The sequence below is a fragment of the Limnohabitans sp. genome, from assembly GCF_044373035.1.
GTDB lineage: Bacteria > Pseudomonadota > Gammaproteobacteria > Burkholderiales > Burkholderiaceae_C > Limnohabitans_A.
This window is the reverse complement of record NZ_JBILQU010000091.1, coordinates 1-11,286: the sequence shown is the minus strand read 5'-3', so window position 1 is coordinate 11,286 and position 11,286 is coordinate 1. Positions and strand designations below refer to the sequence as shown.

Annotated in this window: 10 protein-coding genes and 1 pseudogene; 5 read left to right on the top strand and 6 right to left on the bottom strand. The window is 61.8% G+C overall.

The features are described 5' to 3' along the window. Positions 1 to 90 precede the first annotated feature (90 nt). From ACIQ47_RS12360 to ACIQ47_RS12350, 3 genes are all read right to left on the bottom strand, one after another. The gene (locus ACIQ47_RS12360; RefSeq protein ID WP_396438396.1) at positions 91 to 399 is read right to left on the bottom strand and encodes a HigA family addiction module antitoxin; all 309 of its coding nucleotides are present in this window, start codon (positions 397 to 399) and stop codon (positions 91 to 93) included. Positions 400 to 508: 109 nt separating this feature from the next. After that, on the bottom strand, positions 509 to 835 hold the full coding sequence (locus ACIQ47_RS12355; RefSeq protein ID WP_396438395.1) for a thioredoxin family protein: 327 nt from the start codon (positions 833 to 835) through the stop codon (positions 509 to 511). Further along, positions 832 to 1,764 carry a LysR family transcriptional regulator gene (locus ACIQ47_RS12350; RefSeq protein WP_396438394.1) on the bottom strand — a complete coding sequence of 311 codons (933 nt, stop codon included), beginning with the start codon at positions 1,762 to 1,764 and terminating at the stop codon, positions 832 to 834. The genes ACIQ47_RS12355 and ACIQ47_RS12350 overlap by 4 nt, the downstream gene beginning before the upstream one ends. 169 nt (positions 1,765 to 1,933) lie before the next feature. Between ACIQ47_RS12350 and ACIQ47_RS12345 the strand changes: the two genes are divergently transcribed. Both ACIQ47_RS12345 and ACIQ47_RS12340 read left to right on the top strand, forming a co-directional pair. Continuing rightward, positions 1,934 to 2,731 (top strand): enoyl-CoA hydratase, encoded by a 798-nt coding sequence (locus ACIQ47_RS12345; RefSeq protein ID WP_396438393.1) that lies wholly within the window; start codon positions 1,934 to 1,936, stop codon positions 2,729 to 2,731. Between the two features lie 31 nt (positions 2,732 to 2,762). Next, on the top strand, positions 2,763 to 3,986 hold the full coding sequence (locus tag ACIQ47_RS12340) for a CaiB/BaiF CoA transferase family protein (RefSeq protein WP_396438392.1): 1,224 nt from the start codon (positions 2,763 to 2,765) through the stop codon (positions 3,984 to 3,986). A 35-nt stretch (positions 3,987 to 4,021) separates the two neighbouring features. Here the strand turns inward: ACIQ47_RS12340 and ACIQ47_RS12335 are convergent, their stop codons facing one another. Beyond that, positions 4,022 to 5,005 carry a Bug family tripartite tricarboxylate transporter substrate binding protein gene (locus ACIQ47_RS12335; RefSeq protein WP_396438391.1) on the bottom strand — a complete coding sequence of 328 codons (984 nt, stop codon included), beginning with the start codon at positions 5,003 to 5,005 and terminating at the stop codon, positions 4,022 to 4,024. A 197-nt stretch (positions 5,006 to 5,202) separates the two neighbouring features. Here ACIQ47_RS12335 and ACIQ47_RS12330 point away from each other — a divergent pair, with 197 nt between their 5' ends. Then, positions 5,203 to 7,359 (top strand): thiamine pyrophosphate-dependent enzyme, encoded by a 2,157-nt coding sequence (locus ACIQ47_RS12330; RefSeq protein ID WP_396438390.1) that lies wholly within the window; start codon positions 5,203 to 5,205, stop codon positions 7,357 to 7,359. A 27-nt stretch (positions 7,360 to 7,386) separates the two neighbouring features. After that, positions 7,387 to 8,964 carry an indolepyruvate oxidoreductase subunit beta family protein gene (locus ACIQ47_RS12325; protein WP_396438389.1) on the top strand — a complete coding sequence of 526 codons (1,578 nt, stop codon included), beginning with the start codon at positions 7,387 to 7,389 and terminating at the stop codon, positions 8,962 to 8,964. A gap of 13 nt (positions 8,965 to 8,977) precedes the next feature. Here the strand turns inward: ACIQ47_RS12325 and ACIQ47_RS12320 are convergent, their stop codons facing one another. Continuing rightward, positions 8,978 to 9,604, bottom strand: coding sequence for a Crp/Fnr family transcriptional regulator (locus tag ACIQ47_RS12320; protein ID WP_396438388.1), 627 nt, complete (start codon positions 9,602 to 9,604; stop codon positions 8,978 to 8,980). A 62-nt stretch (positions 9,605 to 9,666) separates the two neighbouring features. Beyond that, positions 9,667 to 11,007, bottom strand: coding sequence for a glycerate kinase (locus tag ACIQ47_RS12315; RefSeq protein ID WP_396438397.1), 1,341 nt, complete (start codon positions 11,005 to 11,007; stop codon positions 9,667 to 9,669). Between the two features lie 37 nt (positions 11,008 to 11,044). Here ACIQ47_RS12315 and ACIQ47_RS12310 point away from each other — a divergent pair. Further along, positions 11,045 to 11,286 (top strand): annotated as a pseudogene (locus ACIQ47_RS12310) (8-oxoguanine deaminase); the annotation flags it as partial.

Here is an 11,286-nt window from a genome sequence, read left to right as displayed (position 1 = left end):
TGTGTGTGGGAAAGCTACGACGCGGCGCTGCTGTTTTGGTATGAAGACGCTGGGGTTTTGTTGGCTTAAGGTTCGCCAGCCCCAGTTCAATCAAGCAGCGGCTGGCTGCTGGAACACCCGAATGCGTGGCGCAATCGCAGCAGTGAGCGTTCGGGAGGCCTGGCGCTTGTCGTACTCGGTTTGCAGGTTCAGCCAAAAGCGGGGCTCCATGTTGAAAAACAACCCCAAACGCAAGGCGGTATCGGCCGTCACGGGGCGATTGCCATTGACCAGATCGCTGATTCGGCTGGGTGACACATCAATGTCAGCGGCCAGCTGACGCGCGGTAATCCCCATGGGCTTCATGAAATCTTCCAACAAGATTTCGCCGGGGTGGATTTCGTCAAGTAATTCGGTCATCTTCAACTCCTCAGTGGTAGTCCACGATTTCGACTTGGTAAGCGCCGTTGTCGTGCCAAACAAAACATAATATTTTAAAAAACACGAATCCAGGTGCCCCACCACCCCGTCAAGCCTTTGACATCGCGCTTTCGATGTCCTGCACGGCCGCAGGCCTCACCAGACGCCCCACTTCCTGCCCATCGCGCAACAACACCAAGGTGGGCCACAGCTTGACGCGGTAATGGCGACCCAGCGCACGGCCGGGGCCGTCTTCGACTTTGCAGTGCTGCCAATGTGGCTGTGCGGCCAATGCCTGTGTGATCAGGGGCTGCGCGGCGCGGCAGTGACCGCACCACTCGGTGCCAAATTCCAGCAGGGTCATGCCCTGCCAGGCTTGCACATCGGCCAGGCTGGGGGCTTCAATGGCGCTCAGATAAAGTTTGAAAGTGCTCATGGTGTGGGAGTGCTGAACAATTGAGCGGTCGCGGCCCGCAGCCATTGCAGACACGGGTCTTTGTCAAAGCGGGCGCTCCAGTGCATGGACACGGTGAAATCGCGCAAGGGCAAATCAGGTTCGATGATGGCCAACTCGCCCGCCTGCGCAAAGCCTTGCGCAAAGTTGCGCGGCATGAGCACGGCCAGATCGCTGCTGCGCACGATGCCGGGCAACGACAGAAAATGGCTCACGGTCAGGCGCAGGCGATGCTGCCAGTGCATCAACTCCAGAATGCGCAGCGTGTCGGCATGCGTGCGCACGGCAGCAAATTCCAGCTCTGCCAACAAGGCATGCGTTGCATCGGGAAACGCCCCAGCCTTTTTTTGCAACTGGCCCCATCGCTTGGCCACCGGGTGGCCTTGGCGCATCAGCACCACATAGCGGTCGCTCAGCAGGGGCTGGTGCAAGGTGTCGCTGACTTCTGGCAAAAATCCAATCGCCAGGTCCAGCTGGCCGTTGTCCAAGGCTGCTCCAATTTGGTCGTGCGGCACAGGCCTGGCTTCGAGCCGCATGCCCGGTGCCATGCGCTGCAAGACCAGGACCAGCTCAGGTAAAAAACGCGCTTCGCCAATGTCGCTCAGGTGCACGCGCAGCACGCGCTTGGACCGCTGCGGTTCAAACACCTGCGAGGCGTTCAAGGCCTCTTCAATCGTGGCCAGCGCCATTTGCACCCCCTGCGCCAGCCGGTCGGCACGCGGCGTGGGCCGCACGCCCGAGCCGCTGCGCTCAAACAGGGCATCGCCCAACAGGGTCCGCAAACGCGCCAAACCCTGGCTGGCCGCCGGCTGCGACATGCCCAATTGCTGCGCGGCCAGGCTCACGCTGCGCGTGCGCCAGACCGCGTCAAACAAGCGCAAAAGGTTCAGGTCCAAGTCTTTGATATTCATTCAATGCATACCGATCATGGTTGATATTTTGCATTGATAGATCACCCGCCGGGTGTCAGCGCTTTGGTTTGGTCGCCGGTCCCACCCCCCTTGGGCGTCTGTCGCACGGGTAACCTTTGCGCAAACCGTTGCGGCACATACTGGAAAAACATTTCTTTGGAGTCGCTTCATGAGCCTTTTGAAAACCAACAAGATGGCCGCCCACAAAGACCAGCATGTGGGCTGGATCACCTTCAACAACCCGGCCCGGCACAACGCCGTGTCACTGGAGATGTGGCAGGGACTGGCGGACATTGCAAAAGAATTTGCGCGCGATGACGACATTCGCGTGGTGGTGGTGCAGGGGGCGGGCGAGAAGGCCTTTGTCTCGGGTGCTGACATTTCGGAATTCGCCGAGCAACGCGACTCTGCCGAGGCCACCCAGCGCTACGACGCAGTTGCTCAACAAGGCATGCAGGCCCTGAAAAACCTGAAAAAACCCACCCTGGCCATGATTCAGGGCTATTGCATCGGCGGTGGCGTGGCCGTGGCGCTGAACTGCGACATCCGGATTGCGGCGGACCATTCGCGTTTTGCCGTGCCTGCCGCCAAACTGGGGCTGGGCTATGAATTTGACGGTGTGCGCAAACTGGTCGATGTAGTGGGGCCTTCATTTGCACAAGAAATCTTTTTTACCGCACGGCAATTCACGGCACCCGAGGCCCTGGCCATGGGGCTGATCAACCGGATGGTGCCCCAAGAAGAGTTGCTCGCTTACGTGACGCACTATGCCGACACCATCGCGGCCAACGCCCCCTTGACCGTGGCCTCGATCAAAACCATTGTGGGTGAAATCGTCAAAGACGCCTCTTTGCGGAATTTGGCTTTGTGCGACCAATTGGTGGCCCAGTGCTTCAACAGCGCCGACTTCACCGAAGGTCGCACCGCCTTCATGGAAAAGCGCAAAGCTGTATTCACTGGCCGCTGAAACTTTATCGCCGATCCACGAAAGTCCTCCCATGAAACTCCCACTGTCTGGCCTTCGCGTCCTCGACTTGACCAATGTATTGGCTGGCCCTTATTGCGCCATGGTGTTGGGCGACATGGGGGCCGATGTCATCAAACTCGAAAACGCCGACAAAGGTGATACATCGCGCCAATTTGAGCCCCAGGTCAACGGCGAGTCGTATTGTTTTGCGGTGCTCAACCGCAACAAACAAAGCATCGCCCTGAACCTGAAAGACCCGGCGGGCCTGAAGATCGCCCAGCAGTTGGCTGCAAAGGCGGACATCGTGCTGGAAAACTTCCGCCCCGGTGTGGTCAAGCGCATGGGGTTGGACTACGACAGCATTTGCGCGCACAACCCGGGTGTGATTTACGCGTCCATGTCGGGGTTTGGCCAGACCGGGCCTTATGGCCAAAAAGGCGGCTACGACATCATTGCCCAAGGCATGTCCGGCATCATGATGATGACCGGAGAGCCTGGCGGCCGCCCAGCCAAAGTGGGCATTGCCATGAACGACATTGCCAGCGGCGTCACGGCCCTGTCGGGCATTTTGGGCGCCCTGATTGGCAAGCTGCGTTTTGGCGAAGGCCAGTACCTGGAAACCTCTTTGCTGGAAGCTGGGTTGGCCTGGACCCCTTGGGAATTCGGGGCATTTTTTGGCTCGGGCGAAATCCCCACCGCCACAGGCACACGGCACAGACGCTCTGCACCCTACCAAGCCTATCGCACACAAGATGGGTATGTGACCGTGGGGGCTGGCACGCCCAAAATGTGGATGGCTTTTTGTGAAAAAGTCATCGCCCAACCCGATTGGCTTGAACGCCCGGACTACCGCACACAGGCCCTGCGGGTCAAGAATGTGGATGCGCTTGAACGCGACATTGAATCGGTCACCACGCAACACACAACGGCCCACTGGGTGGCGCTGCTGGATGCCGTGGGCATCCCTGGCGGTCCGGTTTTTGGATACGAGCAAACCCTGAAAGACCCCCATGTCTTGGCCCGAAAAATGGTGCACGACATCGATCACCCCATCATCGGTCCGATGAAGACCTTGGGCTTGCCCATCAAATCCAGCGGTGCGCTGGGCAGCATTCGCATGCCTGCGCCTTGGTTGGGCCAGCACTCGGCATCGGTGCTGGCCCAGCTTGGCTATTCAGCCCAAGACACCGAGGCTTTGTTCCAGCAAGGCGCGGTGTTTGATCAATACCGCGACAAGGCGCGGCCCAACGCCTGAAATCAGCGCGCGTGCCGAAGGCCAAAGCCACCCGTTCAACTGTCCATGGTGATTTTGGCGCGGCGAATCACGTCGCCCCATTTCGCGTTGTCCAGACGCATTTGCTCGCTGATCTGGGCCAGGGGCATGCGCCCTATTTCTTCCACACCTGTCTTGCGCAAAGCCTGAATCACCTCGGGGTCATCCATCGTGGCGCGAAAGGCTGCGCGCAAGCGGTCCAGGGCTTCAGCGGGCACACCGGCGTTGGTCACAAAACAGTTCCAGGGTTTTTCATCAAAGCCTTCAAACCCTTGCTCGGCGATGGTGGGGACATCGGGCATGGTGCTTGAACGCTTGCCGGTAGACACGGCCAAAGCACGCATGCGGCCTGTTTGGATGTGCGGCATGGCCGGCCCCAAGGTTGAAACGGCCAAATCCACCTGCCCGCCCAACAAATCGGCAATGTACTGGGCAGCCCCCTTGTAGGGCACATGGTTCATGGAAATGCCTGCACGTTGCTTGAAAATTTCGGCAATCAAGTGATGCGGTGAACCCACACCCGCGCTGGCGCAATTGAGTTTGTTGGGGTTGGCTTTGGCAAAGGCAATCAGTTCTTGCAAATTGCGAACAGGCACAGAAGGGTGAGCCACCAACACAAATGGCAAGTCGCCCAAATGGACCAAGGGCGTGAAGGATTTGAGCGGGTCATAAGACACTTTGCGCATGTTGGGCACGTAGGCAAAAGCGGTGCTGTCAATCAAATGCACGGTGTAGCCATCGGCGGGCGCTTTGGCGGCAGCATCTGCCCCAATGGTGGTGCTGGCACCGGGCTTGTAATCCATCACGATGGGCTGCCCCAACAATTTTTCGGCCTTGCCCGCCACAATTCGCGCCCACTGGTCAGCACCGCCGCCTGCCGGATAGGGCACGATCATTTTGATCGGTTTTTCCGGAAATGGACCGGCCCAAGCGCGGCCCATCACACCCAGCGCAGCGGCACCCAGGCCGGCCCATTGAATCCACTGTCGTCTGCTGCTCATGTCTCGACTCCTGTTGGTTGGGGGATGCCGCATGGTGGGGTCTGGCAGCGGGGTCTGCTGTAACCAAGATGACTGGCCACGGCTCATATGTTTGGCGCATGAACGTTATTCAATCCATTTAATAAACTTATAAGTAAGATGGCCCGCATGTCTCTGCAGAGAATGCCAATGGACAGCAACAACGCAAGGAGCGTACTTTGGAAGTTTCATTTCACGAAGAAATCAAGGCCCTGCGCATGGGCACGGGCGAGGTCTTTCACGGCGAGGGCATTTTGGCCATCACCAAAGGACTGCTGCAGTCGGGTGTGAGCTATGTGGGTGGCTACCAGGGCGCGCCGGTCTCGCACCTGCTCGATGTGATGGTGCAGGCCAAACCCTATATGGACGAGCTGGGTGTGCATGTGGAGGCGTGTTCCAACGAAGCTTCGGCCGCCGCCATGCTGGGCGCGTCCATCCATTACCCCATTCGCGGCGCGGTGACCTGGAAGTCGATTGTGGGCACCAACGTGGCGGCTGACGCGCTGTCCAATTTGTCCTCACCCGGTGTGACCGGGGGCGTGCTGATCGTGGTGGGCGAAGACTACGGCGAAGGCGCCAGCGTGATCCAGGAGCGCACACACGCCTATGCACTCAAGTCGGGCATGTGCCTGCTCGACCCCCGGCCCGAGTTGGGCCAGATGGTCAACATGGTGGAGCACGGTTTTCGGCTGTCCGAAGCGTCCAACATGCCGGTGATGATGGAGCTGCGCATCCGCGCCTGCCATGTGCGCGGCCAGTTTGTGGCCAAGGACAACCAGGCCCCCAAGCTGTCCAAAAAACACCTGATCGACGAACCCGCTGGTTTCAACTACATGCGCCTGGCGCACCCGCCGGTGACCTTTGCGCAAGAAAAACGCAAAGTCGAACACCGCCTGCCCGCCGCACGCCAATACATTGCCGAGCAGCGCCTGAACGAGCACTTTGAAGGCAGTACCCAACGACACCTGGGTTTGATCGTGCAAGGCGGTCTCTACAACACGCTCATGCGCGCATTGCAGCAGTTCGACCTGGCCGATGCGTTTGGCGTGTCCAGCTTGTCGGTGCTGGTGATGAATGTGACGTATCCGCTGGTGCCCGACGAGTTGGTGAATTTTTGCAAAGACAAATCGGCCGTGCTGCTGCTTGAAGAGGGCCAGCCCGAATACATCGAGCAAGAACTCGCCTTGATGCTGCGCCGCCTGGACTTGCAAACACCGCTGCATGGCAAAGACATGCTGCCCTCTGGCGGCGAATACACCGCCGAAGTCATGGCCCAGGGCCTGCTGAAGTTCCTGGACCGGCACCAAGCAGACGCTGTGCCGGAAGCCACCCGCCAGTGGCTGGCCACCAATGGCGAACGCCGCCTGCAAGTGCAAACCCTGCTGGGCAGCCCGCTGCCTGCGCGGCCACCGAGCATGTGCATTGGCTGCCCTGAGCGGCCCGTCTTCTCGGCCCTCAAGCTGGCCCAGCAAGACGTCGGCCCGGTGCACATTTCAGGCGACATCGGCTGCCACGCTTTGGCCACTTTCGAGCCGTTTTCGGTGGGCCACTCCATCCTGGGCTACGGCATGAGTCTGGCCAGCCGGGCGGGCGTGTCGCCCCTCATGAAGCGGCGCGTGCTGTCGGTGATGGGCGATGGTGGCTTTTGGCACAACGGCTTGCTGACGGGTGTGCAAAGCGCACTGTTCAATGGCGACGACGCGGTGCTGCTGATCTTCAAAAACGGCTACACCTCGGCCACCGGCACCCAAGACATCATCAACACGCCCACCGACATCGCCAAGGAACTGGCGGACGACAAACGCCAAAGCGTGGTGCACACCAACCAGACCATCGAGTCCACCCTCAAGGGGCTGGGCGTGCAGTGGCTGCGCACGGTGCACACCTACGAAGTGAGCCACATGCAGGCCACGCTCACGGAAGCTTTCACCACCGAGTTTCAGGGCCTGAAGGTGATCGTGGCCGAAGGCGAATGCCAGCTGGAGCGCCAGCGCCGCATCAAGCCCTGGTTGGCCTCGCTGCTGTCCCAAGGCAAACGCGTCGAGCGGGTGAAATACGGCGTGGACGAAGACGTGTGCAACGGCGACCACGCCTGCATCCGCCTGTCAGGCTGCCCCACCCTCACGCTCAAAGACAACCCCGACCCGCTCAAGGTGGACCCGGTGGCCACTGTGATCGATGGCTGCGTGGGCTGCGGACTGTGCGGCGAAAACGCCCACGCGGCCACGCTGTGCCCATCCTTCTACCGCGCCGAAGTGGTGCAAAACCCCAAGCTGCACGAGCGCCTGTGGGCCCGTTGGCAAGGCTTGGCCACACGTTGGCTGCAACCCGCTTGATCCGCTGAAACGCCAGAGAGAGAAACCATGACCCAACCCATTTCCATCTTGCTCTGCGCCCTGGGCGGCGAAGGCGGCGGCGTGCTGGCCGACTGGCTGGTCGACGTGGCGCGCCACGCAGGCTACCCGGCGCAAGCCACCTCGATTCCCGGCGTGGCACAGCGCACCGGGGCCACCACCTATTACCTCGAGGTCTACCCCCAGCCCCACAGCCAGCTGCAAGGCCGCTTGCCGGTGCTGGGCTTGAACCCGCTGCCAGGTCGACTCGACGCACTGGTGTCTTCGGAGCTGCTGGAAACCGCCCGCCAGATCGGCAACGGCCTGGCTTCAGCCGACCGCACCTTGGTCATCAGCGCCTCATCGCGAGCGCTCACCACCGCCGAAAAAATGACCATGGGCGATGGCCGCCGACCCGAAGGCCCGCTGCTCGATGTGGTGGCCGCGCACAGCCTGCGTCACCATGTGATGGACATGGCGCGCCTGTGCCAGGAAAGCGGCACCCTGGTCAGCGCCGTGATGCTGGGGGCGATGGCGGGCAGCGGCTTGCTGCCCTTCACGCGGTCGCATTACGAGGCCGTGTTGGCAGGCCCCGGCAAGGCGGCGCAAGCCAGCCTGCGCGGCTTTGCTTCGGCTTTTGATTTGGTGACGCGCCAGCGCGAGCAGGCGCAATATGTCGAGCAGGTGATGAAGCCTGCGGCCCCAGTGCTGGCTGCATCGGCCGTTTTGCCCAACGATGTCGCCGCCAAATTTCCCGCCGTGCTGCACCCCCTGATGGGCTTGGCGCACCAGCGCTTGGTGGAATACCAAGGCCCGGCTTATGCCCGCTTGTATGTGCAGCGGCTCGAACGCTTACTGAGTGCCGAATCCGCGTCAGCCGACGCCACCCACCCCGTGACCGCCGAGGCCACCCGCTGGCTGGCCCTGTGGATGGCGTTTGACGACATCATCCGCGTGGCCGACCTGAAAAGCCGCGCCAGCCGCTGGGAACGCGTGACGCAAGAAGTCAAAGCCAAAGAGGGCGATGTGCTCAAGGTGTACGACCACTTCAAGCCTGGCGTGCCCGAGTTGGCCGCTCTGCTGCCGCAAGGCCTGGCGAATCGGCTGCTGCGCTGGGACCGCGCCCGCGTGGCCAATGGCCAAGCGCCTTGGTCCATGCCGCTCAAGGTGGCACGCCATGCACTGTGGGGCATGGCCAGCTTGCGCTTTTTGGCCAGCTTGCGCGTGCTGCGCCCGCTGGGCAGCCGCTATCAGACCGAGCAAGCACTGATCGAAGAATGGCTGCACGGCATCGAAACCGCCACACGCCAGTCCCCTGCGCTGGGTTTGGAACTGGCACGCTGCGGCCAACTCATCAAAGGGTATGGCAGCACCAACGAGCGCGGCAAGGACAACCTGCTGCACATCCTGCGCCATGTGTGCGGCGCGGCTTCGGCCGTGCCCTTGGCGGAACAAGCGGCTGCCGTGGCCCGCATCCGCCACGCGGCCCTGCAAGACGAGGCGGGTCAGGCGCTGGACCAGGCCTTGCTGCAACACGGCGCGCCAGCGCGCCCAGTCAAGGAACAACCCGTGCTGTGGATGAAAAATCCGCGGCTGCAAAAATCCTAAGGCTACAACAGGCTCAAACCCCAGCCAGCTCGCGCAAAGCTTGAGGGTTGGGCAGGCCCAACACCCGGCCGCCACCGCTGATGAGTTGGCGCTCACGCAAGTGACGCAGCACGCGTGAAAACGTCTCAGGGGCGATGCCCAACTGCGCGGCGATGGTGCGCTTGCGCTCAGTCAGTTTCACGGCCAAGCCGCCAAAAAGCTCGTCGGGTTGGGCATGGCGCAAGAGCCATTCAGCGCATCGCGCATCCGCATCTTTGGCCACCCGACTGACCGCCAGTTCGCTTTGTTGGCGCTGCGAACGCGCCATGTCCATGAGCAGGTTTTGCGAGGCCTCGGGCAAAGCGTGCACATCGGCCACAAAATCGGGCACGCTCACGTATTGCACATGTACCTCGGTTTCGGCCACCGCGTCAACCGCGTGCGGCAAGCCCAACAAACCCGATGCAGCCTCTAGCCAAAATGGACCTTCCACCACGCCCAACTGGTGCGCCATATGACCATCCGCCATCACCCCCAGCACCACCCGACCCTGCATGACGTGCAGGATGCGGTCTACCGCGTCACCTCGGTGCAGCAACACAGTGCCTGCTAACACGGGGCCTGCGGGTTCGGACAAAGGGGGCAAAGAGGAATCCAACATGGTGGAGACAACTGTGCCAGAGCCCCAGTCTGTGGGCTTTGACACACATCAATGAGACCCCATCACCGCACCAAGATGGCCCGAAAATCGTTCACATTGGTGTGCGTGGGCCCGGTGATGACCAGGTCGCCCAGCGGCTCAAAGAAACCGTAAGCATCATTTTGGTGCAAGTGCTCGCTCACTTTTAGCCCTTTTTCGGCAGCGCGCGCCAACGTGTCGGGAGCCACTTGCGCCCCGGCGTTGTCTTCGATGCCGTCGATGCCGTCGGTGTCGGCCGCCAGCGCCCACACGCCGCTCTGGCCTTGCAGGGCCTCGGCCAAGCTCATGCAAAACTCCCCCGCCCGCCCACCGCGGCCGCGTGGCGTGCCTGCAGGCTGGGCCTTGAGGGTCACCGTGGTTTCACCGCCGCTCAAAATAACGCAGGGCTTGGTGAACGGCCCCAGGCCCTTGGCCGCCGCACGCGCCAGCGCCGCGTGCACCTTGGCCACCTCGCGCGACTCCCCCTCAATCTCGTCGCTCAGGATGTAAGCATTCAACCCCATGGCTCGCGCGGCAGCGGCTGCCGCCTCGAGCGACTGCTGGGGCGTGGCGATCATGTGCACGCTGTGGCCCGCAAACACCGGCGAGCCGGGTTTGGGCGTTTCCCAAACACCCGCCTGCAAGGCCTGCCACACCGAGTCGGGCACGTTGATGGCGTAGCGTTTGAGAATGGCCAGCGCATCGGCGCAGGTGCTGACATCGGGCACGGTGGGGCCGCTGGCGATGATGGACGGGTCGTCGCCCGGCACATCGCTGATGGTGAGCGTGACCACCCGCGCAGGAGCGCAAGCGGCCGCCAAACGCCCGCCCTTGATGCGAGAGAGGTGCTTGCGCAGGCAGTTCATCTCGGCGATATTCGCCCCGCTGGCGAGCAGTTGGCGGTTGATGTCTTGTTTGAGCTGCAAGCTGATGCCCTCGGCTGGCAAAGTCAGCAAAGACGAGCCGCCGCCCGAAATCAGGCACAGCACCAGGTCGTCGGCGGTCAGGCCTTTCGTGAGTTCCAAAATGCGCTCAGCCGCTTGCAGCCCCGCAGCATCGGGCACCGGGTGCGAGGCCTCGACCACCTCGATGCGCGCTGGCAAGCCCGCCGGACGCGGTGGGGTGTGGCCATATCGCGTGACGACCAGACCCGACAGTGGCGCGTCCTGGGGCCACAGGGCCTCGACCGCTTGCGCCATCGCCCCGCCCGCCTTGCCAGCGCCCAGCACCAGGGTGCGGCCCTTGGCAGGATCTGGCGGAGCAGGCAAATGTGCCGCCGTGTTGTGCAGCGGCAAGGCACGTTGCACCGCCACGTCGTAAAGCGCTTTCAAAAAGGCAGAGGGATCTTGGGTCAAGCTGGAGATGTGGGGCTGGGCGTCTTGCATGGGCAAATTGTGCCCCACGGCAGGTAAAGTTCGTCCCATGACCACGCTGCTCATCCACCGCGCCCGCTGCATCGCCACGCAAGACGATGCGAACACCGAACTCCAAGACGCCTCGCTCCTGATCCGCGATGGCCGCATCGAACGCATCATTCCCGCCACTGAAAACACCGACGAACTGGTCAAGCAAGTCGACGAAGTGATCGACGCCCGCCGCCATGTGGTGGTGCCGGGCTTGATCAACACGCACCACCACATGGTCCAGTCGCTCACGCGGGCGAT